The organism is Candidatus Peribacteria bacterium, from assembly GCA_023038255.1.
In the GTDB taxonomy this organism is placed as follows: Bacteria; Patescibacteriota; Gracilibacteria; order Peribacterales; family Peribacteraceae; genus CALREJ01.
In genome coordinates this window covers 314,470-337,875 of sequence record CP082927.1, presented here as the reverse complement: position 1 = coordinate 337,875, position 23,406 = coordinate 314,470, and the positions used below count along the sequence as shown (strand labels likewise).

Here is a 23,406-nt window from a genome sequence, read left to right as displayed (position 1 = left end):
CCTATGATCAGATCCATGCACACCTCTCCTTTGTCATGGTCACGCCTCTCGCGTGCAACAAAATACCTGACAGTCGCAGCCTTTGTCGTCCCTGTCATTGCCATTGCAGGAACCATAGCAGTCAGCATCACCACCGTGGATAACTCAGGGGTCGTAGCGCTCCATACATCCATAGACATAGGAGGTGACGGCTTCCCTGTCATCAGTCATTATGATAACACGAGTGCCAACCTTAAAGTGACCAAGTGTGGCAATGCTGCCTGTTCCTCAGGGAATACCAGCACTGCTGTAGATACTGCAGGGAGTGTGGGTCACTATACTTCTCTGGAAGTAGACAGTAATGGCTTCCCGGTTATCAGCTACTACGACAGCTCAAATACAAACCTCAAGGTGGCGAAATGCGCTAATGCCGGATGTACGTCTGCAACAACGCTCACAACAGTTGATGCAACCGGCAGTATGGGTGAATACACTTCACTCGCCTTGGGCACAGACGGCTTCCCCGTTATCAGCTACTACGACACAACGAATACAGCGCTGAAAGTTGCCAAGTGCTTTAACTCCGGCTGCACTGTAGCTACAACCCTGACCATTGTTGATAATGCTGCATCTCTCGGCACTTATAGCTCCATCGCCATCGGCAATGACGGCTTCCCGGTTATCAGCTACTACGACCTCACTAATACAGCCCTTAAGGTGGCGAAATGCGCCAATTCCGGTTGCACAACCGGAACCACGGTAACCACCCTCGACTCCGTCGGTACCGTCGGAAGAAGTAGCTCCATCGCCGTGGACGGAAATGGGCTGCCTGTTATCAGTTACTACGACGACTCAAATGCGGACTTTAAAGTTGCTAAATGCGGTAACGTCAGTTGTACAACCGCCACAATAACAGCCGTAGATAGCACGGGAGTTACCGGCGACTACACCAGCATTGCAATCGGAGCCGACGGCTTCCCTGTTATCAGTTACTACGATGGCACCAACACGGCCTTGAGAGTCGCCAAATGTTCCAACTCCGGCTGCACAGCTTCCACCACACTCAGTACCGTAGACAACGGCGGCTTCGATGGAATGTATTCCACTATTGCCATTGGCGTGGGTAGTGACAACTTCCCGGTCATCGCATACGCGAATCAAACTGCCTACCACTTGAAAGTGGCAAAGTGCTACGACTTTGCCTGTGCGGGCGACACAGAAACAGAATCCCCCACTCTCACTGCTCCTGCAACGTCCACATCAATCACGCCACCTTCCATGGCGATCAGCTACTCCCTTCCGGAATCTCCGCTCTCCAACAGCATTACGTTGAATTTCAATGATGGGGGCAGCAACAACATCACGCTCACCATGGATGATGATCAGACTGTCAGCTTCACGCTGAATCTTTTGGACATCATCGCGTCGCCGGAGGTAGCCTCCAGCACGTCAAATGTCATTCCGGACGGCACCTACACCGTGACTCTTTCGTATGTGGATGCGCTCGGCAATGCTGCTGCAACGGATACCAGTACAAGCGTGGTGATTGCAACACCAGTGGTCGCGTCATCGTCGTCATCTTCCTCGTCTGAGAGCCCGTCAATCGGGGGCGGTCGGCCCGCTACCCCGGAAATGATTAAGGAAGCCAGCAAGCGCTTTCTTGCCCGCATTACCGCCGCGCCTTCGTCCGCAGCAAGTACCCAGGAAATCCATGGAGCCGCTCCTGCGTTTTCGGATGTCAGCACCACTGCATGGTTTTTTTCTGCAGTCGACGCACTGCGTGGTCAGGGCATTATCTCCGGATACAAAGATGCACAGGGAAACAGCACCGGTCTATTCGGACCGGCAGACAATGTCACACACGGTGAATTTGCAAAAATGATCATCGGACTCACCAAACGTGTTCCTTCCAGTATGCAGGCAGACAAGCACTGGGCCGAGCCATACGTACGCGAAGCCCGCAGACTGGAATGGACTGTGTACATGAATGAGGCACTTAACCTGGAAGCCAAAGCAACGCGCGGAGAAATTATTCACACCATTCTCCAATCCTACAACGTTGCACGAAAAGATATTGTGCAGATACCCTTCAGCGATCTGGAAATGACGCACCCCTATGCACAGGATATTCTGACTGCCACCGCGCTGGGCATTGTATCCGGTGATGACGGCCAAAAGACCTTCCGCCCCAATGAACCCGTCAACCGCGCAGAGACAGCAAAGATTCTCGTCAAAGTATCTTCTCTGTTTTAAAGGGTGATGTCCCGCGTGTGATTGCGTACAAAATCCCGTGGTACACTGGGTTCCATGAAGCAACCAGACCCCACCAAAAAACCCCGCGTCTTCACCATGAGCTTCGCGCGCATCTACCCGATGTACATAGCGAAGGCGGAGAAAAAAGGACGCACGAAAAAAGAAGTCGACGCGTGCATCTGCTGGCTGATGGGCTACACACAGAAAGAACTCGACAGCCAACTGAAGAAAGAAAAAGACTTGGAAACATTTATTGCAGAAGCTCCGGATCTGAATCCTCTACGATCTCTCATCAAAGGTGTTGTGTGCGGCGTGCGGGTGGAAGATATTGAAGATCCGACCATGCAGACCATGCGCTATATGGATAAGCTGATTGATGAACTGGCAAAAGGCAGGCCGATGGAGAAGATTTTGCGGAAGGAATAATGCAGAAGCCACTATCCGCTATTGCCTTTTTGCACGAACGCCCAGGAGCACCCGCCTCCCGCGTACAGCTGCCGCAACAGCGATACCAATAGAAAGACACAACGCGACTAGGCCCATTGCAATAACGGGCGGTCTGTCATCAGTTTCACTCAAGAGCAGCCAGATCGCTCCTCCCACCGTACACACAGACATCAGCATCCCGCAATACTGAATGACCTGCAGAGCTCTCACAGAATGCTGGGTGAAAAATGCATTGCGCCCGGCACATCCGAGCAGTCTGAATACCTGAAAGAGTGCGGTGAAAAAAGGAATCGACGCAATGTACACGTATGCCAGGAATGGATCCTGGAAGTATACCTCAAAGAATGTGGCATCCACATTTCTGCCTTCAAAGTGCGGCATCACAAGCAGGAAAGCCAGCGTGCCAATGCCGATGAGAATCACCGCTGTCCGGAGGAATAGTGCAGAAGAGCGCTTCATAAATAGATAGAGAAATAAAAAAGGAAATTATTTTTTATCCGCTTTATATTCCAGAATATCGCCGGGCTGACATTCGAGTGCCTTGCAAATAGATTCGAGTGTGGACCAGCGGATTGCTTTGGCTTTTCCGTTTTTCAGAATCGAAATATTGGCCATGGTGATCCCGACTTTTTCCGAGAGTTCGGTCACGCTCATTTTGCGCTTGGCCAGCAGGACGTCGAGGTTGATGAGGATGGGCATGGGGGGGGTGGGGCTAGGGCTAGGGCTAGAGCTAGGGTTCGGGTTCGGGTTCGGATTATGTATAGCGAGCTTGTCGAATTAGACGGTTAAATCAATTTCGGTTTTCATATCGATGGCACTCTGCACAAGCTTCTGAAGCACTGCGGCAAAGGTTGCGATGACAAGCGGTGCAGATGCAAACGTAGCCCACATGAGAATAAGACCAGGTGCATCATCCAGTTCGGCAACGGCAAACATCAACGGCATCGTGATCCAGTACAGCACGCTCATACTGATGGCGCAGTATTTTATGTTTCTCAGCGCACCAATGGATCGATCAGAAAAAGCATTATTCGTATCAATGAACTGAAGAAGTCTGAACGCCTGATACAGCGCGATCAAAAATGGAATCAGTGAGAGGTCAAAACTGATGAGCCCCGGGTAGAGCAGCGCTGCAGGAATATTGGGCCACTCTGCCGGCAGTCCATTCCAGATATTCGGGAATGCAAAGTAACATCCGACACTGACAACCAGTGCAATGAAGATGAGAACGGACTTCAGAAAGAGTGTGGAAACGCGTTTGATGGGAAGAGATTTCATAAAGACGTGAGAAATGAATGTAGGCACATCAAAGCATAGAATTTATCGAAATACAATAAAAAAGTATTGATTTTCGATTAATATGAGACAGAAGAGCTGCTGAAAAACGCGTCGGATGTACCTGCACGGAATAACTCTTCTCCTTCTATTGCGCCGCCTAAAGCGCGGCCTCTATTATTTCTCTTTGCACACAACTTTCTGACAATGCAATAACAGATGCGTACGCTCTGCTCTCTGAATTTGGTAGAATTTCATATGTTTATGGATGTTTTACAAAAGAAGCGGCGGATTTTTACAATGTTCACGGTCTCCGCTGCGCTTCTTGTTGCTGTCAGTGTCCATGCCGCCGCTCCATCAGCAGGCGGAAATACCACAGTCGTCAACCCGTCGGGCGAAGGAGCGGTCAGTGTGAATGAAGATGCAGTACAACCAGAATCCGCAAATATCCGCCTCATCGTTTCCACACTCACCGATACTGATGGCGGAACACCCAGCAAAATCCGGATTCTTTCCGTGAGTGGCGGCACACTGTGGGATAGCGGTGGCAATGCCATCACCCTCGGCACTACAGGGACAAAGCTCACCCTGAGCACGGGCAGACTGGACCTGCGCTTCCGACCGGATGCGGGGCGGGATACGAATGCAAGTTTTCAATATGTAGTGGTAGACGTGCAGGACGAGACCATTAACTCCAGTGCATCTACAGCAACTATCAGCATCAACCCCGTGAATGACTCCCCTGTTCTCCAGACACTCAGTGGCCCTACCGGTATCGGACTGGCGGCCACCTACTACATAGAGGAATGGGATTTGACGGGGCCGACGTACCAGCGCATCGACTCCAGAGTGAATTTCTCAAACAACTTCGCCGTGCCCGGATTTAATGATGAAAACTTCAGCGTACGCTGGAGCGGTCAGATCGAAGCTCCTATTACGGGCAACGTGACATTCAGCACCCAGAGTGACGACGGTGTGCGTCTGTGGGTGGATGACACATTGATTATTGATAACTGGACCCTGCACGGCACCACAACCGATACCGCATCCCCCGTAAGCCTGGTTGCAGGTGAAAAATATAATATCCGCATGGAGTTCTACGAACGCGGAGGCGGTGATGTCGCCATTCTTCAATGGGCCTACAGTGGCCAGAGCACGCAGGTTATCCCCCAGGCGCGCCTCTTTCCGGCCACCACTCGTCCAACACTCAACTATGTCAACGGCGCCGCATCTGCAATTGTCGACGATGCCATCACTGTGGCAGATGTGGACTCCACTATGATTGCCAGCGGTGCAGTGGTTATTACCTCAAACTACACCGTGGCAGAGGATTCACTCCTTTTTACAGACCAGAACGGCATCACAGGAACGTATAGCGCAGGATCACTCCAACTAAACGGATCAGCGACCCTCGCACACTACCAGACCGCCCTGCGTTCCGTCCGGTATGCCAATAGCGACGCCACTCCCACCACATCCACACGCACCGTTACCTTTACGGTGACCGATGCGAGCAACGGACAGAGTAACTCCACCTATCGCAACATCACCTTTACGGCGACAAACAATGCACCAGTGATTACCACCGGAAGCAGTACGGGCGTGACTATGGATCAGAATTCTACGCCACAGGCATTCGCACTCACGCTGAGTGCAACCGATGCGGAGTATCAGAGCCTCACCTGGAGTATTTCAAGTGCTGCTTCTCATGGAACAGCTACAGCAAGCGGGGCCGGAGATAGTATGGACATCAGCTATGTGCCGGATGCTGATTACAACGGATCAGACAGCTTTATCGTGCAGGTATCCGATGGCAGCGCCACCGATACGATTACCGTGAACGTGACCATCACCGAACGTAATCCGCCGGTTATCACTGCCGTAGGCACGGGCTCCATCACCACCAGCAGTGCAGTGATTACATGGACAACAGATGAAAATGCATCCACGAAAGTGTCATACGGTCTCACTCCTTCTTATGGCACAGACACTGCCGTGGCCGACACGTCCCCGCGCGTCACGTCACACTCCATGTCTCTATCCGGTCTGCTCCGCTGCACACTCTATTATTATGCCGTCACCTCCACAGACGCCGCATCCAATACCGCAACATCAGGAGGTCACACCTTTACGACAGCTGGCTGCACGGGTGATGCAACAGTGCGCACCAGTACCGGTACAAACATTATCTGGAACGCCAACGGCTCAACCGGGAGCATTGTCCTGACAGGAAGCTCTGTTTCTCTGAGCGTTCCCGCAGGGTACATCGCCACCAACGGCACCTGTCCCACTGGTGCGCAATTCCAGCTCAAGGGACTTGATCCGGTTCCCGTCAAAGCAGAACTCGGTGCGCCGTCCGGCCGCAACACTATTGTGTCCGCACATGACCTGTCGGCGTATTGTCCCGACTCCACCAGAGTAACATCGTTCGACGAACCGCTGTCAGTCACGTTTGCCTATCATGAAAATGATGTGGCCGGCCTCGTGGAATCGTCACTCGGTGTCTACCGCTTCGGGTCAGGAGCCACTGCATGGGACGAACTGACATGTACGCACAATACGACCACAAATGTCCTCTCCTGTACGACAACCGACTTTTCATCATTTGGTATTTTCGGCATCCCTGTCGCTGCTGCGACAACCGATACTGCAACTGTCTCGGGGGGAGGTAATGGTGGATGCAGAGGAAGCAATTGTCGATCGATCACCAAAACCCCCGTCTCCGCGAGTGTCGCTGGAACATCTTCAGCACCTGTCCCAACATGTTCCGCAGAAAAAATTCCCGGAAAAAATAATAAACTATTTCTGTCGATCCAGTCACAGCCTGTCCTGTTTCAGGATGTTCCTGTACGCGAATGGTTTGCCTGTCCGGTCCACACGGTCATCAGCGAAGGTATTTTTTCAGGGTACAAAAACAAAAACGGTGAGCTGACCGGATTATATGGCCCCGCCGATATGATCACGCTCGGGCAGCTGGCAAAAGTCGCAACACAGCTGGCGGCATTTCCTGTCGGTGCAGAGGGATCGGGCGATGCATGGGCCGCTCCGTATGTGGAAGCGGCATCTGCCATGAAACTCTCGGCCTTCACTCACACTGTGCAGGCTGCATCTCCCGCTACACGCGGCATTGTCCTGCAGACGCTGCTCGAGGTTTTGAAAATCCCCCTCACAGAAGATGAAGCTCTCTACGCGGATGTCCCAACCGGGTCCCTGTACGCACCGGTCGTGGCAACTGCAACCAGACTTGGCATTGTGAGCGGTGATGACGGACAGAATACGTTCCGACCAAATGCGCCCATCAACCGCGCGGAAGTTGCAAAAATGATAACACTGGCTTTGCAGATTGCCCGATGAGCATGTAAACAGAGCTACACTTCTGTCTGTCACAGTCCGCAATTGCAGATCACTGACCACAAGGAATAGAGTTGCAGTAGATGCGTTTTCCACGTCTGCACTTCGGCGCAATTATTGCCATGGGAAGCACGATGCTGTGCATGTCTATGGTGCCGGTGTTTGCAGATGGATTGGTACCACCGACCCTCACGGCCTCCGTGAGCAACGCAACAGTGACGCTCTCCTGGAATGTTCCGGGTGGAACGAATCATTTTGTGCTCCGCCGCAGTACCTCTGCAGCACCATCCAACATGTCCGAAGGAACGATGATTCTCACGACTGCAGATAATACAACGACCTCATACGAAGATGTTCTTCTCGAAAGCGGTACATATTACTACAGTATTTTCGGGAGAAGCAGCGGCGGCGGTTTAACATCCGGCGCGGGAAGCGCAGACCCTCTGACTGTGACTGTTGTTGCAGCATCTTCTGAAGCACCGGTATCACACTCCGGAGGCGGAAAGCGTGGAAAACCGGGAAGCGGTGGCGGGCAAGCCCCCACGCTGGCAGAACTGCGTGTCCTGCGTGAACAGGCCACAACGCACGCAGCAGCACCCGAAAGCGACATGCAAACCCGTGTCTGCGACCGCGTGATGAGCTGGTTCAGCACTGACGAAAAAATGCTCGGCCGCGTGAATGAACGGCTCATGAAAAGATTCGGATTTGTGTGCGAGAAGTAAAAAATGCACGCTTAGAACTTCTGTAGTGAATCAGTGACTGAAAACACTCCAACTACGTCATATTTGTTCCACTGATCCGTGCTCAGACGTTCGATTGGTGTGATGAGTCCATTTGCAGTAAAGCGGTCACCTGTATCCAGTGGAGGATTTTCCTGAGACAGAAGCGTCATATCCAATACATAGTGCTCGCCTACATCGGTGCGCATGCCAATAGCGCATTCAAGAGTGATGGGGCCGCTGGTGTCTTTATGGGGAAGACAGACAACCTCGCCACTGAGCGTGCCCCGATACGGCTCCACCGCTTCGCCGTTTCCCTGCTTCTCATTGTAGATATAACTATTGAATGCAAAAAATCCGCCGACAAGCAGTCCAAGCACCCCAAGGATAATAAGCGGCAGTCTGATCATCTTGTAATTTCCCACAAAATATCCCAGCCAATAGAGCGCACAAGCATTGATAACTATGGGCAAAAGCACCAGTACGTACAAAAGGAGTCCGCTGACATTCCCAAATTCCATACTTGCAAGGACCATACTAAGCGGAAAACCGAGAAGAATGGCAATAAAGCTCTCACCAAAAAGTCCCTGTGTTGCAATAAGGATGCTGCACAGAAGTGCGTATAATCCTGCAAAAATAATTCCTGTGGATGTGCGTGCTGTCATGGCAAAACCATACCACCCGTCGCATCATCAGCAAACAAAATCCCTTACTTATCCTGCATATCCAGCTTCACCGCCGCCTCTGGAGTCGAGACGGGTTTGCCGATCACAAGAAGCTTGATGACTGCATACGCAAGAAGCCAGTACACGAGCATCGCTAAAATTGTAGTCCATTCCACCACACTTCCTTCCACACGGGAGATGCGGAAGACATTCAGAAACGGTGCAGCAAAGGGTGCGGTAACGGTGTAGATGAAACTCGTGAATCCTGCCTGTGCATTTGCTGCCAAAAGTTTCAAAAGAAAACGAAATGCGAGCAATGCCTCAAGAATCCCCACAATGTACCAGACGGCCTGTGTGCCACGGTAGAGAGGTCTCGTTCGTGATGAGTGTGTGGGTTCCATACAAAAGAAGATACAGTGCTTTCGGCGTAGTGAATACAAAAATCTCAAGGAAATTGATGAGCATTCCTCTTTCTTAGATTTTTTTGCGCTGCCGGAAATGCAGATAGATGATGACGCTCAGCAGTGCACCGAAGAAACACCAGACGGACACAAAGTTCTCCTGAAAAAAATTGAATGCGACCACGGCAGACAAAAATGCAACGATCCCAAATACCTTCACCATCTTGTGACTCGAGAAAAGACAGCTGAAGCACGTTGCCGCGGTATAGGGAGACAACACAAAGGTGCGGAAGAAATGCGGGGCAACATACGCAATACAGTCATTCACCACCACGGCCTGCACATGTTCCTGCGTGAGGTAATACAGAAAATATGCACTCACAATGCCGCCGATTCCTATAAAAAAAGACAGAACAATACGCCGCCAGCGCTGCGGCTCCAGCATAAACACGCTGAACGGAAGCAGGGTCGGCCAGATGACATGAGAAAAAAGCAGGAAGATGACGGTCATCACAGAAAGCAGCACCTGATTCTCAAATGAGAGCCAGATGACCCCTTCCGCCAACTGCTGGATACCAAACAGAAGCGGGATTGCGGCAAACGGAATATCGGATGTTTTCCTGACGCTCGCAAGCGTGACGCCGCCGATCATACTCAAACCGACTCCTGCGGTGAAACTAGCGGTTGCGGAAAAACACATAGATGCAGACGGTAGCAGAGGAAAGAACACAAAGATACGGCGATATCTCTGCATGAGCACTCCAGAGCATCATCCACCTGTACACTCACAATCGTGTCGAGCCGAATTCTTTGTACTGCTTTCTGGCATTCTCTACAGTCGCATCAATGCATCCTCTGAAAAGAATAGGTGTCGGCGTTTTGTGCGCATGTGCGATCGGGACAACTCTGACCTCTGCGGCATCACTGTCCGATATTACACAGAGTACGGATAAAGCGGCTATCGAATACCTGAAAGAAAAAAATATCATTACAGGATACGCAGACGGAACATTCAGGCCGGAGGGCACTGTCAACCGCGCCGAGCTTTTGAAAATACTGATAGGCAGTCTGGATATCAGTCCCTCTGTGCAGGAATATCACGATTGTTTTCCGGATGTGAAAAAGCAATGGTTTGCGCCGTTTGTGTGTTACGCAAAAGACAAGAAGCTGATCAGCGGCTATGCAGACGGCACATTCAAGCCGGACCATCCTGTCAATACTGTTGAAGCTATCAAAATGATTGTGAATATGTACGGATACGAGCTCATGCAGACATCATCAGTTGCACCCTACAATGATGTGGACCCATCGGCCTGGTATGCGCCCTATGTGCATCTTGCAAAAAGCGCGGGCATTCTGGAGGCACAAGGGCAACTCGGCGTTTCCACCGCTATCAGCAGAGGAAAAGTGAGTGGCATGGTGTATCGATCGATGAAAAACCGTGAATCGAGTCCTGCACATTTTGCTGCGGACGTTCTGAAAAAAATCATACCATCCAAGCGACGAGGCGGAGGGGGTAACGGCCAGGCTCAGGCACCGAGCAGTCAGAGTACAAGCAGTCAAACCATCCTCTCATCACCAACCATCACATTTGGCGCCATCAGTAAAAATTACGGCGATGCGGCATTCGCACTGTCCCCCACTTCCAATAGCGCAGGTGCTTTTTCGTATGTGAGTAGCAATACCGGTGTTGCAACTGTTGCAGGAAACACGGTCACTCTTGTGGCAGCAGGAAGCACGACTATTACAGCAATACAGGCTGCAGATGGAAACTACACATCAGGAGTGCAAACAGCAACACTCACAGTCAATACCATTGCACCAACGATTGGCACTTTTAGCAATGCTGTAAAACAGATGGGGGATATTCCTTTCACAATCACAGCACCTACGTCCAATAGCGCAGGTGCATTTACTTTTAGCAGTGGCAATACAGGGGTTGCCACTATTGTAGGAAGTACTGTTACACTTGTTTCAAACGGCACTTCGACTATTACTGCAACACAAGCTGCAAATGGAAATTATACGAGCGGCATACAAACGATGACACTGACAGTGGGGCCAGGGGAATGCACGACCGACCCCTGCTTAAATGCAGGAGTATGCACAAATGGACCGGGTGGAACCTATTCTTGCAGCTGCGTCGACATATACAGCGGAGATATTTGCGAGCTGAATGACGCGGGCTGCAATTATGATCATGGCGCTATTCAAGGGTGTGTGAATCATGGTGTGTGTGTGCCAGACGCATTTGGCGGTTATTGCCAGTGTCCGGCAGATTTCTGCGGCACCTATTGTGAGCAGCCCGACGTGGATGCAGACCCGACAGATGGATATTGCGCATCATGAGAGTCTGACAAACAAACAGTACGCGAGCGCATACCGTCATCATTGTTGCCTGTAAGAGTTGAAGATATTTATAATCTCCTGACAGAATCTGTTACCGAAAAGATTCCCTCAATAGCATAAACCCGCCAGTAATCAGAACTCAGCATTTCAATAGGAGTGATGAGCCCGTTTGCACTGATACGTTCCCCTGTTTCGAGTGGTGGATGTTCCTGCGACATGGTTGCAAGATCGAGCGCATAGTATTCCCCGGCATCGGTTTTCAGTCCGTACGCGCATTCCATGGTCTGCGGCCCGCTTGTGTCTACATGCGGCAAACAGACCACTTCCCCGCTTAATGTGCCGCGGTAGGACGTGATGTCCTTTCCATCACCCTGCTTTTCGTTGTAGATATAGGCATTGAATGCATAGAAACCGGCAACAAGGAAAACAGCAACGGCGATGATGATCAGGAGGGTTTTCTTCATACCTATTTTTACGGGAAAGAGTCTAAAAGGTTACACGACTGCTTCAGTATTTCCCCTCCGCCGCTTCTGTCAGCGCGGCAATATTCACCTTCTTCATAGGCATAAATGCCTGCATGACGCGGTCGATCTTCTCCTGATTGCCACCACCCAGTATGTCCATCATCGCGGCGGGAGAGATTTGCCAGGAGAGTCCGTACGCATCCTTCAGCCATCCGCATTGTTCGGCTTCTGGCACAGCAGACAGTTTGTCCCAGTAATAATCAATCTCCTCCTGATCTTTGCAATTCACCAAGAGCGACACCGCTTCGTTAAAGCCAAACTTGTGCATGTGTCCGCTGTCCATCGCCGTAAACCACTGACCTTCCAGCATGAACTCCGCAAACATAATCTTGGCGGCAGGCTCCGGGGATGCGCCTTCCGGATACGGGGCGGTGAGTCCGCGCTTGGAATTTTTAAAGACTGACACATAGAAATCGATCGCCTCATCTGCCTTGCCCGTCATATCTCCTGTAAACATCAGGGACGGAATAATGAACGGACGTGGTTCGCCTTCGGGTTTGGTAAGTATTAACTGCCAGTTCACGCCGTACTTATCCTGAATCCATCCGTAGTGATCGCTGAACGGATACGTATCCAGTGGCATCAATGCTGTTCCGCCATCAGAGAGCTTCTCCCAAAGTACATCGAGATTTTTGCGGGCATCCGGATCTTTCGACGGATCGAAGTTCAGCATGAACGATATACATGGATTGATCGTAAATGCCGGGCCGGCACTGATGCCCATAAAGGAATAGCCGCAGAGATCGAACGAGACGATGTCACAATCACCCGAGGGAGTATTTGTGATTTTTGACTGATGCGTGATTTTGGAATCGTTGCCAAACGCAGAGACGTAAAACTGTGCCGCTTCCACAGCCTGTGTATCGAACCAGAGGTGGGGGATGATTTTTTGCATGGGGGAAGTATAACCAAGAGGAAAAATGATGACGAGAAAAAAGTGAGATCTTTATGCATTTGGCGTCATCTATTCACATTCATACCATCCGATGTACCATATTCTTATGAACCTCTCACAATTCACCTGGAACGTCGTCCCGTTTCTCTCTGTACTGGTCGTCATCGGCCAGATCATCTCCGCCGTTATTCTTGCTGCCGTTGTGATTGAATTTTTTACAAAGAAAACGAACCGCATCAGCACATGGACGTCACAGAATGGACTCATTCTTATACTGATCGTCACGCTCGTGTCCATTGCAGGCAGTCTCTATTTCTCGGAAATCAGCGGCTGGAATCCCTGTAAATACTGCTGGATCCAGCGCATCTTCATGTATCCGCAGGCCATCCTTCTAATGATCGCCCTCTGGAAGCGCGACCGGAATGTGGCACGCTACATCCTGGCCCTTTCTCTTATAGGCGCCGGCTATGCGGCCTGGCACTACTACATCCAGATGTACGACATCATCGCTGCCCCCACCAACCCTGCCACTCCTTGTGATGCATCGGGTGAATCCTGTGTGAAGACACCCTTTGTGATGTTCGGGTACATCACGGTTCCGGGCATGGCACTCACGGCATTTTTGATGAATGCACTCGGAGCGGGGATGGTGCTGAAGACAAAAAAGTAAATGCAGTGACTCCTTTTCTCAGTCGTATGCCTCGCAACACTCTCAATACCTGCACCGTGTTTCACATTGGCGGCATGACCTGTGCCAGCTGTGAACTCCTACTCGAACGAAAAATCGGCAAAATGGAAGGTGTGCAATCTGTTGATGTGGATTACAGGAAAGGCATTGCGAGGATCACTCCAAAGAAAGGCGCACATCTGGATACGAAACATCTGACCGCAGTGATTGATGATGCCGGATACAGTGTTGTGGAGAATGGCGCCACCCTCTCACCGGATACACGAAAGTGGATCGAGATCGGCGCATCGCTGATTGTTATTTTTGCGCTCTACACACTCCTGCAGACATTCGACCTAATGTCGCTGGCCCCGTCGACCTCCGGCATCCTTTCGGTGGGCGGTATTTTTGTCATCGGCCTCGTGGCCGGCACCAGCAGCTGTCTGGCGGTCACGGGCGGATTACTGCTTGCTCTTGCGGCAAAGCATAATGCGGTTCACAGAGCCGAAACCGCTGCGCAGAAATTCAAACCACTGCTGCAGTTCAATCTCGGGCGATTGGTGTCGTACTTTGTTCTCGGCGGGCTCGTCGGCGTGATCGGGCAATCGATCACGCTCAGCACACAGATGACCGGCTATATGAATATCGTTGTCGCATTGGTGATGCTGTATCTGGCACTGAGTATCCTCGGTATTGTCGGAAAAGGCAGCTTCCCCATCCGTCCCCCGAAAAAATTTTCGCGCTGGATTGCAGGACTGTCTGAAAGCGACCATGCGGCGGCGCCTTTCATCCTTGGTGCACTCACATTTTTCCTGCCCTGCGGATTTACGCAGTCGCTGCAGCTGGCAGCACTTGCATCCGGCACGTTTGCAACGGGTGCCGTCATCATGTTTGTCTTTGCACTGGGCACGCTTCCCGCACTCCTCGGCATCAGCGCTCTTTCCTCCAATGCCAAAGGCACATCCCTGAATTTCTTTCTGCGGTTTTCCGGCACACTCGTGCTCGTGCTCGCGCTGTTCAATCTGAATAGCGGTCTGGCGCTTACAGGATTCAATGTGACAGGTGGCCCCACGCTGCAGGATCAGCAGAATGCAGGACTGCCGACCATGGTGGGTTCGGTGCAGGAAGTAGCAATGACCGTGACGCCATACGGCACCTACGAACCGAATGTCATAACACTCAAAGCAGGTATTCCGGTTCGCTGGAAAGTGGACGGAACCAATGCAGCCGGGTGCACGGGTATTCTGACCATCCCCTCTCTCAATATCTCACAGCCGCTGCGCACGGGGGAAAACATTATCACCTTCACGGCGCCCGCCCAACGGGGGCCTCTCGCCTTTATGTGTTCTATGGGCATGGTTCGGGGAACGTTCAATGTCATCTGAAGAATTCTGTTGACGCGGTACAAAACAGGAATAGAGTATGGGTACCCCCTACCCCTACCCCCTATTGTCATGAAAGACGATGCAAAAAAGAAAACACTCGCTGCCATCAAGAGGCTGGAGGGCTTAACGGTAAAATTGCGCAAAGACGTCGAAGACGATGTCTATTGTGTCGATGTTCTGGAAATTGCTCTGGCTATGCAGGGCCACATCAAACATATCCAGTCAGCGGTTCTCGAAAGCCATCTTCAAACCTGTGCGGTCAAAAAAATGTCTTCTGATGCTGACAAAGACAAATTTATCGATGAAATTATTAAAGTTGTCGGCCTCTCCAAACGTTAATTCTCTTCCGCTCTCACTTCTATGAAAACCTCTGTCTCTATCCCCGGTATCCATTGCGAAGGCTGTGCCATGCTTATTAAAGACGTCAGCAAGGATGATGCATCCATTCAGGATGTCGCTGTCGACCTGATGACCAAGACTGTCGTCATTGATCATGATGACGAGTTTGATCTGGATACATGGACCAAAGAAATTGAAAGCCTGAATCCTGTGTACAAAGTTCTTCCTGTAGCATGACTACCCAAAAATGCGATCTCACCATTACCGGCATGCACTGCGCCAGCTGCGCCGCGCTCATTACCCGCAAACTGAAGAAGACACCGGGCGTGGAAGATGCCAGCGTGAATTATGGTGCGGAAAAAGCACGCATCACCTACGACCCTGCAAAAGTATCCGAGCATGACCTGATGCATGTTGTGCACAAAACAGGCTACGGCGCAGAGCCCCAGCATCACGGACATCATGGTGTAGAGCTGGATCGCACACGCAGAGAGAAAGAAACGGCAGAGTACCGGACAAAATTTTTCATCGGCCTCATCCTCAGCATGCCGATGCTGGTCTTTATGATGATCGCGTTTTTCCCGGCGTCCCCTCTTTTCGAAACATTCATGCCTTACATGGGAATCGCCTCACTCATACTTGCAACGCCGGTACAGTTTTGGCTTGGCTCCGGTTTCTTCAAAGGATTTATATCGAGCCTGCGCATGGGAACCTTCAGCATGGACAGCCTGATTGCGATTGGAACGTACACCGCGTATCTCTACAGTTTGTATAATTTATTTGTTCATGTTTTTGCGCAAGGAACAATCATTGGCACTGTTCATGACCTGTATTTTGAGGTCGCCGCATTCCTGATTACCTTCGTCCTCCTCGGGAAATGGATGGAAGCGCGGGCCAAAGGCAAAACATCCGAAGCGATTCAGAAACTGATGAATCTGCAGGCAAAAACCGCACGTGTCATCCGTGATGGCCAAACGATGGATATTCCTATGGCAGAAGTGATTGCCGGCGATATTGTGATTGTCCGTCCCGGTGAAAAAATTCCTGTGGACGGCATTGTGCTGAAAGGACTTACATCGGTGGATGAATCGATGCTGACCGGCGAAAGTATTCCGGTCGAGAAAAAAGAAGGTGACAGAGTGTTTGGTGCCACCATAAACGGCAACGGCACTCTTGAATTCCGCGCGGAGAAAGTCGGCAGCGAGACCGCACTCGCGCAGATTATCCGCTTTGTGGAGGAGGCACAGGGATCCAAAGCACCCATTCAGGATTTTGCGGACAAAGTATCCTCGTGGTTTGTGCCGGTGGTGATTGTCATCGCCATCATCACGCTCATCGGCTGGATGGTTGCCGGTATGACGCTCTCATTTTCGATCCTCTCCGCCGTCTCGGTCCTTGTGATCGCCTGCCCCTGCGCCCTCGGCCTCGCCACCCCGACTGCCATTATGGTCGCAACAGGCAAAGGTGCGGAGAATGGTATTCTCATCCGCGGAGGAGAACCGCTGGAAGCGGTGAACAACATCAGTGCGATTGTGTTTGATAAGACGGGAACATTAACCAAAGGCAAACCTGAGGTCACCGATATCGTCGCATTCGTTGGTAACGCAGATGATCTTCTCGCCATCGCCGCATCACTCGAACAGGGTTCCGAACATCCGCTGGCAGAAAGCATTGTCCAGCATGCTACAGCCAAAAGTGTCACACTGAGCGAAGTTGAAGCATTCCAGGCAATCCCCGGCCACGGCGTCGAAGGATCGATCGGCGGAGAAAAATATCTGCTGGGCAACCGCGCGCTGATGCAGAAAGAAGGCATTGATATGAAAGAGCAGGAGGCTGCGATGCAACAGCTGGAAGAAGCGGGAAAGACCGCGATGATTCTTGCAACCACACAGAAAGTGATCGGCATCATTGCCGTTGCCGATACCGTAAAAGACACATCAAAGGAAGCAGTGCAGCAATTAAAAATGATGGACATCGAGGTGTATATGATGACCGGCGATAACAGGCGGACTGCCGAAGCCATTGCGAAGCATGTCGGCATTGATCACGTGCTTGCCGACGTTCTTCCTGCAGATAAAGCGAATGAAATCAAAAAGCTGCAAGCGATCGGCAAGAAAGTCGTGATGGTCGGTGACGGCATCAACGACAGTCCCGCACTTGCACAGGCAGAACTGGGCATCGCAATGGGAAGCGGCACGGATATCGCAATGGAAACAGGCGGCATAGTGCTCGTAAAAAATGATCTGCGCGATGTGGTCACTGCCATCAAACTCAGCCGCGCAACTGTCACGAAGATCCGTCAGAACATGTTCTTCGCGCTCTTCTATAACATTGTCGGCATTCCCATTGCCGCGCGTCTGTTTATGGGATTTGGCATTGTACTGCGACCGGAACTGGCGGGTCTGGCGATGGCGTTCAGCTCGGTGTCGGTCGTCTCAAACTCACTCCTCCTGAAAGGATTCCATCCGAACAAGAGAAATATTCTGTCCGATGCGGCACCCCTCATTATGACAATCGGCTTTGCGGCGCTCTTCTTCTTTTTCGCCCGCGTCAGCTCCTGATCCTGCGTTTTATTTTTTCTTATTTCTTTCTCTCTCCCTCCTATGATGGACACGATGTACACCACCGGCCCGGATATTGGTCTTATACTTCTGTGGATTCTTCACTCTGTCGGCATGCTTGCGGCAACCATCGGCGTGCTGCTGCTCATTATCTGGGCAGCCAAAACACTGACTGCTGCGCAGATGAAGCAATGGGGACTGTGGCTCTTCCTTGGAGGTGTTGCCGTCTGTCTGATCACTCTCCTGACTCTGCCAATGCAGCGCATCGAGCGTAATGGCATGATGACCGAAACGCGCTACGGTAACGGCGGCATGAATGGCATGCACATGATGATGGACATGGACGACGATGACATGATGGATCATGACGCCATGAGCATGTCGATGGACGATATGTCTCAGATGCTTGCCGGCAAAACCGGTGATGCATTTGATGCGGCGTTTATAGAGGGAATGATCCCCCACCATCAGGGCGCCATCGATATGGCTATTGCCGCCAAGTCTGCTGCCAAGCATGACGAAATCAAAACGATGGCCGACGCTATCATCACAGCACAGCAGCAGGAGATTGATAGGATGAAGCAGTGGCAGAAGGACTGGGGCTATACGGAATAATCGGCACAGAGATGCCAAAAAGCGGGATGGCACGTCATCCCGCTTTTTTTTGCGGCATGCGCTATTATTGCTGCAATGCAGCACACACATGGAAGTATCACCGGAACAGATGCAGGACGTGTCGGATGGTGTGTGTCGTCTGTTATTCCCCTTTCCCCTTCCCTGACCCGTCTCTACGGCGTTCGCTACGGGGAAACGCGGGAACAGAATGTATTGATGGCGCGGGAGATAGACGCAGAGGGAACCATCCTGTGGGAACGCGAACTCCTGCGGGCAGAGCATGCGCCGGACTGGGGGCAGTTGTCTGATGCATGCGTGATACGACACGACAGCCAATGGGTACTGTGTTGCTGGAATCAGGAAGGAGAGAATCGCAGCGGGATTCATATCTATACCTCTTCGGATGGTCTGCAGTGGCAAGCATCCCGTTTCAATCCGGCTATTACGGGTATTAATGACAGCATTGGTGCCTTCGTGTCTCATGCAGATGAATTCCTCTGCTATCAGCAACAGTGGACACTGCATCAATCACCTGGGCAGGCGGGTTTCCGGAGTTTTTTCAGAACGCCACCCCATGTCGAAAAATGTCTGATACAACGGCGTATGGGTATCCTCTATGGAAAAGAAAATGGCCGCATGACGATGTTTGAAAATCTGGTCGGGCCGGTTGCTCTTCCTCTACCGGGCTTTGAAGATGTGCAGCTGTATAAGCTCCTGCCCTTTCTCTGTGGAAGCGGCTACCGCGCCATTCTCTGGTATGGACGTGCTGATGATTTCCGTTGCTGGGATTCCCTGCAATGTCGCCTCATCCAAAGTGCAGATGCAGTGCAATGGCAGGACGCAGGATCACTGCCGCCTGGCCGCTGGTGCAGCGCTCCGCTGATTCGTCCCGATGGGGATTCCTGGTGGTGGAAAGAGCGCGACGGACTGTGCGTACATTTTACCGCGCAGGAGACAAGGCACCTGCTGGCATTGCTGTAAATGCAGCCTCTTCACGCATGCGACAGACGTGCTCGGCGTGCTGCCAGTCTGCTTCAGTATCGATATTCACATGGTCCGGCACGGAGAAAAAGAGAGGCCGGCAATCATCGCCATAGAGTGTGTGCTTTTCCATCAGCACATCGCGATGCACACCATAGATAAGTCCGTCACGCACGTATGCCGGTGTCACATCCTGCCGGCGATACACCTGTGCCCCCTCGGCCAAAAACGGTTGGAGCGTCCCACCTTCCATGCGCAGGACATAATGCGGACACAGACAAAGCGGCACCGGCTGAACACTCACAACGGAATCGCATTCGCATGTACGAAGCACCTCCAGAGCGGAAAGAAAATGTGAAGGCTCACGAAACGGACAAGTGGGATTCAGCAGAAACACAAGTGACGGACTCCAGCCGCTTTGTTCCACCGAGTGCACGACGTGTTCCAGAACACCCTGAATGGGCACATCATGCCCGGACAATTCTGCAGGACGAAGAAATGGCACCTCTGCACCGGCCGCTTCGCCGATGGAGGCATATTCAGGAGAATCGGTGGAAAGAATGATGCGATCGAAGATACCGGACGCGAGTGCCGATTGGACGCTGTGCTGCAAAAGCGGCTTTCCTCCAAGCAGCCGTATATTTTTATGCGGCACCCCTTGGGACCCGCTACGCGCAGGAATAATGCCGAGGATCGGACCGGACGTGTTACGCATACCGGGCCGAGGAGGAATGGATAGTCTGGAGAAAATCTTCCATAATCTGCACTGATGCAGCGGACGGCATTGCCTCCGGATCGGGTTCTGCGGGTGTGCAGAAAAATCCTGTATGCAATGACCCATACAGATCCTCCGCCATAATCCGCCATCCTGCACGCGCAAGATACGTGCGCATTGTGGCTGTGGTGAGATAATACGGATGATCGATTTTCACCGCTTCCATCAGATCATTGTCTTTCTGTGCACAGGCACGATAGAGATCAACAATATCCACAAAAAATAATCCGCCATCCGCTATGCAGGAACGAATCATCCGCAGAGCCGATGCAATATCGGTCAGATGATCCACGGTCCGGCAAAGCGTGATGAGTGGGAATGACTGATCGGTTTGTGGAAGATCTTCTATGCGACCCTGCATACCATGTGCGCCGCGCGCTTCTGCTTTTTTCAATTCATCAGGCGAAGGATCGAGGACCGTTGTCTCTGTATTCCATTCTCTGAGAAGCGCACCGGCAACCGCACCAATGGACCCGCCGATATCCAGCGCCCGTTGTCCGGCAAACACAGTTGCAAACGGACGCAGGCGCTCCATGAGTGCCAGTGCATAGATCTCCGCCTCCGGCTGAATGGTCTCTGCAGTGTAGGGTTGATTGTAATACGCGGTGAGAAGAGGGCGATACATATGGGCATAGAATTCCGTATATCCGGTAGATGTCATGACAGGATTCAGAAACACGAGCCCGCAGGTGTTGCACATGCATGCAGGAGCAGAAAATCCGTACCGGTCATAATGCGAGATGACCTTCAAATCTTTCCCGTTGCACAAATTGCAGCAGGTCACTGCCATCTTTGGGATAGAGGCATAATCGTACCCCACAGCCGCTATGCGGGCATATCGTTCGCCCTTATCCGAAGCCGCAAGAACAGACGTCATACTCAGGAGAATACCGGTTCTTCAGACCAATTCCATATGTATTTCTCCCCCACCCTGCTTGCAAAACGGCCGCGGTAATAATCGCGGTTCAGCATTTCCTCATGGGTGATGGGTGGCTGTTTTTCCCCCAGCATCATGCGCCAGTCTTCTTCCGAGCAGCCGGCTTGCGCCAGCCGTCGTTGTTCATCCTGCGGGAGTGCGGTATATGCGCAAAGATCCGCCAGCAACGCAGGAGTGATGGATACGGGTCCGTCTTTCGTATCCGGAGCGCCCAGCACGGTAAAGTGACGTTCAATCACATCAGCGCCCAGTGCAAGCGCGGCTTTGGCTGCAATAAGACGGTCGCGTTCCACATGGGTGTGATCCGACCAGCCGACCTCACCGGCAAAGGAGCGCAGCCATTCCATCCGCCGGAGGTTGCATGCGTGCAAAGGATTCGGGTAGCGCGTTACACAATGCAGCAGCGTCAGCTTTTTTTTCTGTCTGCGTACAATCTCTGCAGTGCGACGGATTTCCTCTTCGTATGCGCCCCCAGTGGAAATAATCAGGTGATCAAAATGCGCACAAAGTTCTTCAATCATCTGATGGCTTCCACAGTCACAACTCGCGACTTTCACCACGCGCTCGGGCCAGGGAAGAGCCGCCAGCATCGGAATGCGCGAGCGCGAAAAAACAGTGGTGATGGGGGTTATGCCGGCATTGTTGCATGCATCGATAAACCAGCGGTGATCGTCCTCACTCAGTTCCAGAGAATGCAACCGTTCATATTCCGGTGCATACGGACGCCTGATGGTTTTCATGACACCATTCTCTTCTATCAGTCCTTCCTCAAAACGTCCGCGGGGCACGAGGTCTTCCGTAAAAATCGTCTGAATTTTTGCGTATCGTGCTCCTGCAAGCGCCGCCTCGCGGATCATTCTCTGCAGTGTCTCACGCGATCCCTGATGATTCTGGCAGCACTCTGCAATGATAAAAGACATAGGACGCAATATAGAGCTATCGTTCTTTGTGCGTCAAACGTCGGCTTTTTCTATGCTGCATCTCTTGAAGAAGCGACACAGCATGCGGACAAAGGGTGTGGACGATGTGTTATAAAAAGGAGCCGCTTCCGCAGCTCCTTCCTTGTACCGTCTTCTCACCGATTACTGAGCGTCGACTTCGTCGTGCATCATTCTGCCAAAGGCAGGACGTGCCGGAAGTTCGATCCCCTTTTCTTTTGCGATATCTTCAATCGTTTTACCTGCCTCGATAGCAGACTTCAGTTCGTCCTGGGTCATACCGAGTTTCTCTGCAAGGTCGCCACCCATTGGACCGTGGCCACCGCGCATCTTCATTTTGTGCATTCCGCCGCCAAAAGGCATCGCATCTTTGAATGCCGGATTTGCCTCCATAGCAGTCTCCACGGATGTGCGCTGTGCTTCATCCGCAGCTTTGACTGCAGCAGCACGCGCGTTGTCATCGGTGATTGCCAGCGCTGCGGTCAGTGCATCTTTGTGGGCTTGGGTTGCAGTTTTCTGGATGGCGATCATGGCATCGATGTTTGCAAGAAATGCAGTGTCATGATCAATGCGTTTCTGGATACCTTCCTGTGTTGAATCGGGCTTCATGTTGTGCCTAAAGAAAGCATGACTGTCGTCTGCGGATTCAGTTTTTGCTGGTGCGCCGGAATCCTGTGCGCCTGCAAACTGCGCGACGAGAGGAAACGCAAGCGTGAGTGCGGAAATGCCGGACACTGCACCGAGGGCAAATGATTTTTTCATAAGAGAATAATGATGAAAAAAATAAGAAACGACTGGTTAACCAATGACATCAGTCTACGCATTGAATGTCGCATTTCTGTGATATGTGTGTGATTTTTAGTGCGACAGATTGCAGAGTGGCTTACGTCTTTTTCTGGGCGGCACTGACAAGTCCGGGGTTTTTCTCCGCAGCTTTGATCACGTTCTTCAATGTGTCGAGATTCAGATCGTCAATCTTTTTGAAACGGATGCAACTCTTTCCGACGCTCACATTTCCGAGATCTTTTGCATTCAGTTCCGCGATATATTTTCCATTCTCCAAAGCGCACACGTACAGACTCATATACTGTTTCTGATTCGCCAATGAAAGAACGGGCCATTTGACCATTTCTTTTTTGGCATTCAGATAGGGAAACGATCCGTACCCGAGCATGTTATAGGCAAAGTGTGCTTTCAGTGCTGGCGCTGTTTTCTGAATGAATGCATGCAGATATTCCATAGGCTCACGGCGCTCAGGCGGAAGGGCATCCATATACTCTTTGATAGTTGTTGCCTTGGTTGGTTTGAACATGTTCATAGTATGGGCAGTATACCAGAAATGGGGTATAA

General features: G+C 51.5%; 25 protein-coding genes. 12 read left to right on the top strand and 13 right to left on the bottom strand.

The window, feature by feature from the left end; genetic code table 11:
- Positions 1–15 precede the first annotated feature (15 nt).
- The gene (locus K8942_01600) at positions 16–2,232 is read left to right on the top strand and encodes an S-layer homology domain-containing protein (GenBank protein UPA22890.1); all 2,217 of its coding nucleotides are present in this window, start codon (positions 16–18) and stop codon (positions 2,230–2,232) included.
- Between the two features lie 54 nt (positions 2,233–2,286).
- Positions 2,287–2,658 (top strand): DUF2200 domain-containing protein, encoded by a 372-nt coding sequence (locus tag K8942_01595; GenBank protein UPA22889.1) that lies wholly within the window; start codon positions 2,287–2,289, stop codon positions 2,656–2,658.
- Positions 2,659–2,676: 18 nt separating this feature from the next.
- Here K8942_01595 and K8942_01590 read toward each other — a convergent pair whose 3' ends face one another.
- From K8942_01590 to K8942_01580, 3 genes are all read right to left on the bottom strand, one after another.
- Positions 2,677–3,138, bottom strand: a complete 462-nt coding sequence (locus K8942_01590) for a DUF2975 domain-containing protein (protein UPA22888.1) — start codon at positions 3,136–3,138, stop codon at positions 2,677–2,679.
- Positions 3,139–3,165: 27 nt separating this feature from the next.
- Complete coding sequence (locus tag K8942_01585; GenBank protein ID UPA22887.1) at positions 3,166–3,378, bottom strand: helix-turn-helix transcriptional regulator; 213 nt, start codon at positions 3,376–3,378, stop codon at positions 3,166–3,168.
- A 78-nt stretch (positions 3,379–3,456) separates the two neighbouring features.
- Entirely contained in the window at positions 3,457–3,942 is a 486-nt protein-coding gene (locus tag K8942_01580) for a DUF2975 domain-containing protein (protein UPA23138.1), read from the bottom strand.
- Positions 3,943–4,218: 276 nt separating this feature from the next.
- On the opposite strand from K8942_01580, the gene K8942_01575 reads away from it, so the two are divergent.
- Positions 4,219–7,308: an S-layer homology domain-containing protein gene (locus K8942_01575; protein UPA22886.1), complete on the top strand. Its 3,090-nt coding sequence runs from the start codon at positions 4,219–4,221 to the stop codon at positions 7,306–7,308.
- A gap of 80 nt (positions 7,309–7,388) precedes the next feature.
- On the top strand, positions 7,389–8,027 hold the full coding sequence (locus tag K8942_01570; protein UPA22885.1) for an immunoglobulin domain-containing protein: 639 nt from the start codon (positions 7,389–7,391) through the stop codon (positions 8,025–8,027).
- 11 nt (positions 8,028–8,038) lie between these two features.
- Here K8942_01570 and K8942_01565 read toward each other — a convergent pair whose 3' ends face one another.
- The 3 genes from K8942_01565 to K8942_01555 all read right to left on the bottom strand — a co-directional run bounded on the left by K8942_01565 (position 8,039) and on the right by K8942_01555 (position 9,790).
- Positions 8,039–8,689 carry a hypothetical protein gene (locus K8942_01565; protein UPA22884.1) on the bottom strand — a complete coding sequence of 217 codons (651 nt, stop codon included), beginning with the start codon at positions 8,687–8,689 and terminating at the stop codon, positions 8,039–8,041.
- Between the two features lie 44 nt (positions 8,690–8,733).
- The gene (locus K8942_01560; GenBank protein UPA22883.1) at positions 8,734–9,090 is read right to left on the bottom strand and encodes a YggT family protein; all 357 of its coding nucleotides are present in this window, start codon (positions 9,088–9,090) and stop codon (positions 8,734–8,736) included.
- 73 nt (positions 9,091–9,163) lie between these two features.
- The gene (locus tag K8942_01555) at positions 9,164–9,790 is read right to left on the bottom strand and encodes a hypothetical protein (protein ID UPA22882.1); all 627 of its coding nucleotides are present in this window, start codon (positions 9,788–9,790) and stop codon (positions 9,164–9,166) included.
- Positions 9,791–9,936: 146 nt separating this feature from the next.
- Between K8942_01555 and K8942_01550 the strand changes: the two genes are divergently transcribed.
- A complete protein-coding gene (locus K8942_01550; GenBank protein UPA22881.1) occupies positions 9,937–11,439 on the top strand; it encodes an S-layer homology domain-containing protein in 1,503 nt (500 codons plus the stop codon).
- Positions 11,440–11,507: 68 nt separating this feature from the next.
- Here the strand turns inward: K8942_01550 and K8942_01545 are convergent, their stop codons facing one another.
- The gene (locus tag K8942_01545) at positions 11,508–11,903 is read right to left on the bottom strand and encodes a hypothetical protein (protein ID UPA22880.1); all 396 of its coding nucleotides are present in this window, start codon (positions 11,901–11,903) and stop codon (positions 11,508–11,510) included.
- Positions 11,904–11,946: 43 nt separating this feature from the next.
- Positions 11,947–12,858, bottom strand: coding sequence for a VOC family protein (locus K8942_01540; GenBank protein ID UPA22879.1), 912 nt, complete (start codon positions 12,856–12,858; stop codon positions 11,947–11,949).
- Positions 12,859–12,964: 106 nt separating this feature from the next.
- Here K8942_01540 and K8942_01535 point away from each other — a divergent pair, with 106 nt between their 5' ends.
- The 7 genes from K8942_01535 (at position 12,965) to K8942_01505 (ending at position 19,406) form a co-directional block, all read left to right on the top strand.
- Positions 12,965–13,528, top strand: coding sequence for a disulfide bond formation protein B (locus K8942_01535; GenBank protein ID UPA22878.1), 564 nt, complete (start codon positions 12,965–12,967; stop codon positions 13,526–13,528).
- Positions 13,529–13,554: 26 nt separating this feature from the next.
- On the top strand, positions 13,555–14,910 hold the full coding sequence (locus tag K8942_01530; GenBank protein ID UPA22877.1) for a sulfite exporter TauE/SafE family protein: 1,356 nt from the start codon (positions 13,555–13,557) through the stop codon (positions 14,908–14,910).
- A gap of 69 nt (positions 14,911–14,979) precedes the next feature.
- Positions 14,980–15,249 (top strand): metal-sensing transcriptional repressor, encoded by a 270-nt coding sequence (locus K8942_01525; protein ID UPA22876.1) that lies wholly within the window; start codon positions 14,980–14,982, stop codon positions 15,247–15,249.
- Positions 15,250–15,270: 21 nt separating this feature from the next.
- Positions 15,271–15,486: a heavy-metal-associated domain-containing protein gene (locus K8942_01520; protein UPA22875.1), complete on the top strand. Its 216-nt coding sequence runs from the start codon at positions 15,271–15,273 to the stop codon at positions 15,484–15,486.
- On the top strand, positions 15,483–17,810 hold the full coding sequence (locus K8942_01515) for a heavy metal translocating P-type ATPase (GenBank protein ID UPA22874.1): 2,328 nt from the start codon (positions 15,483–15,485) through the stop codon (positions 17,808–17,810). The genes K8942_01520 and K8942_01515 overlap by 4 nt, the downstream gene beginning before the upstream one ends.
- A gap of 54 nt (positions 17,811–17,864) precedes the next feature.
- Positions 17,865–18,425, top strand: coding sequence for a DUF305 domain-containing protein (locus K8942_01510; protein ID UPA22873.1), 561 nt, complete (start codon positions 17,865–17,867; stop codon positions 18,423–18,425).
- Between the two features lie 75 nt (positions 18,426–18,500).
- Positions 18,501–19,406, top strand: a complete 906-nt coding sequence (locus K8942_01505; protein ID UPA22872.1) for a hypothetical protein — start codon at positions 18,501–18,503, stop codon at positions 19,404–19,406.
- Here the strand turns inward: K8942_01505 and K8942_01500 are convergent.
- From K8942_01500 to K8942_01480, 5 genes are all read right to left on the bottom strand, one after another.
- Positions 19,366–20,121, bottom strand: a complete 756-nt coding sequence (locus K8942_01500) for an acylneuraminate cytidylyltransferase family protein (GenBank protein UPA22871.1) — start codon at positions 20,119–20,121, stop codon at positions 19,366–19,368. The two genes, K8942_01505 and K8942_01500, sit on opposite strands and share 41 nt — an antisense overlap.
- Positions 20,114–21,058 (bottom strand): class I SAM-dependent methyltransferase, encoded by a 945-nt coding sequence (locus K8942_01495; protein UPA22870.1) that lies wholly within the window; start codon positions 21,056–21,058, stop codon positions 20,114–20,116. Before K8942_01495 ends, K8942_01500 begins: the two co-directional genes overlap by 8 nt.
- A gap of 2 nt (positions 21,059–21,060) precedes the next feature.
- On the bottom strand, positions 21,061–22,038 hold the full coding sequence (locus K8942_01490; GenBank protein ID UPA22869.1) for an N-acetylneuraminate synthase family protein: 978 nt from the start codon (positions 22,036–22,038) through the stop codon (positions 21,061–21,063).
- A 162-nt stretch (positions 22,039–22,200) separates the two neighbouring features.
- Entirely contained in the window at positions 22,201–22,818 is a 618-nt protein-coding gene (locus K8942_01485; protein UPA22868.1) for a hypothetical protein, read from the bottom strand.
- A 121-nt stretch (positions 22,819–22,939) separates the two neighbouring features.
- Complete coding sequence (locus K8942_01480; protein ID UPA22867.1) at positions 22,940–23,368, bottom strand: DUF1801 domain-containing protein; 429 nt, start codon at positions 23,366–23,368, stop codon at positions 22,940–22,942.
- Positions 23,369–23,406: the final 38 nt, after the last annotated feature.

Excerpts from the sequence above, each read along its gene's own strand:
- K8942_01565 (UPA22884.1), bottom strand. The coding sequence starts at position 8,689 with ATGACAGCACGCACATCCACAGGAATTATTTTTGCAGGATTATACGCA.
- K8942_01570 (UPA22885.1), top strand. The coding sequence starts at position 7,389 with ATGCGTTTTCCACGTCTGCACTTCGGCGCAATTATTGCCATGGGAAGC.
- K8942_01575 (UPA22886.1), top strand. The coding sequence starts at position 4,219 with ATGGATGTTTTACAAAAGAAGCGGCGGATTTTTACAATGTTCACGGTC.
- K8942_01545 (UPA22880.1), bottom strand. The coding sequence starts at position 11,903 with ATGAAGAAAACCCTCCTGATCATCATCGCCGTTGCTGTTTTCCTTGTT.
- K8942_01520 (UPA22875.1), top strand. The coding sequence starts at position 15,271 with ATGAAAACCTCTGTCTCTATCCCCGGTATCCATTGCGAAGGCTGTGCC.
- K8942_01550 (UPA22881.1), top strand. The coding sequence starts at position 9,937 with ATGCATCCTCTGAAAAGAATAGGTGTCGGCGTTTTGTGCGCATGTGCG.
- K8942_01505 (UPA22872.1), top strand. The coding sequence starts at position 18,501 with ATGCAGCACACACATGGAAGTATCACCGGAACAGATGCAGGACGTGTC.
- K8942_01600 (UPA22890.1), top strand. The coding sequence starts at position 16 with ATGCACACCTCTCCTTTGTCATGGTCACGCCTCTCGCGTGCAACAAAA.
- K8942_01555 (UPA22882.1), bottom strand. The coding sequence starts at position 9,790 with ATGTGTTTTTCCGCAACCGCTAGTTTCACCGCAGGAGTCGGTTTGAGT.
- K8942_01535 (UPA22878.1), top strand. The coding sequence starts at position 12,965 with ATGAACCTCTCACAATTCACCTGGAACGTCGTCCCGTTTCTCTCTGTA.
- K8942_01500 (UPA22871.1), bottom strand. The coding sequence starts at position 20,121 with ATGCGTAACACGTCCGGTCCGATCCTCGGCATTATTCCTGCGCGTAGC.
- K8942_01515 (UPA22874.1), top strand. The coding sequence starts at position 15,483 with ATGACTACCCAAAAATGCGATCTCACCATTACCGGCATGCACTGCGCC.
- K8942_01590 (UPA22888.1), bottom strand. The coding sequence starts at position 3,138 with ATGAAGCGCTCTTCTGCACTATTCCTCCGGACAGCGGTGATTCTCATC.
- K8942_01525 (UPA22876.1), top strand. The coding sequence starts at position 14,980 with ATGAAAGACGATGCAAAAAAGAAAACACTCGCTGCCATCAAGAGGCTG.
- K8942_01595 (UPA22889.1), top strand. The coding sequence starts at position 2,287 with ATGAAGCAACCAGACCCCACCAAAAAACCCCGCGTCTTCACCATGAGC.
- K8942_01540 (UPA22879.1), bottom strand. The coding sequence starts at position 12,858 with ATGCAAAAAATCATCCCCCACCTCTGGTTCGATACACAGGCTGTGGAA.
- K8942_01485 (UPA22868.1), bottom strand. The coding sequence starts at position 22,818 with ATGAAAAAATCATTTGCCCTCGGTGCAGTGTCCGGCATTTCCGCACTC.
- K8942_01560 (UPA22883.1), bottom strand. The coding sequence starts at position 9,090 with ATGGAACCCACACACTCATCACGAACGAGACCTCTCTACCGTGGCACA.
- K8942_01490 (UPA22869.1), bottom strand. The coding sequence starts at position 22,038 with ATGTCTTTTATCATTGCAGAGTGCTGCCAGAATCATCAGGGATCGCGT.
- K8942_01510 (UPA22873.1), top strand. The coding sequence starts at position 17,865 with ATGTACACCACCGGCCCGGATATTGGTCTTATACTTCTGTGGATTCTT.
- K8942_01530 (UPA22877.1), top strand. The coding sequence starts at position 13,555 with ATGCCTCGCAACACTCTCAATACCTGCACCGTGTTTCACATTGGCGGC.
- K8942_01480 (UPA22867.1), bottom strand. The coding sequence starts at position 23,368 with ATGTTCAAACCAACCAAGGCAACAACTATCAAAGAGTATATGGATGCC.
- K8942_01495 (UPA22870.1), bottom strand. The coding sequence starts at position 21,058 with ATGACGTCTGTTCTTGCGGCTTCGGATAAGGGCGAACGATATGCCCGC.
- K8942_01585 (UPA22887.1), bottom strand. The coding sequence starts at position 3,378 with ATGCCCATCCTCATCAACCTCGACGTCCTGCTGGCCAAGCGCAAAATG.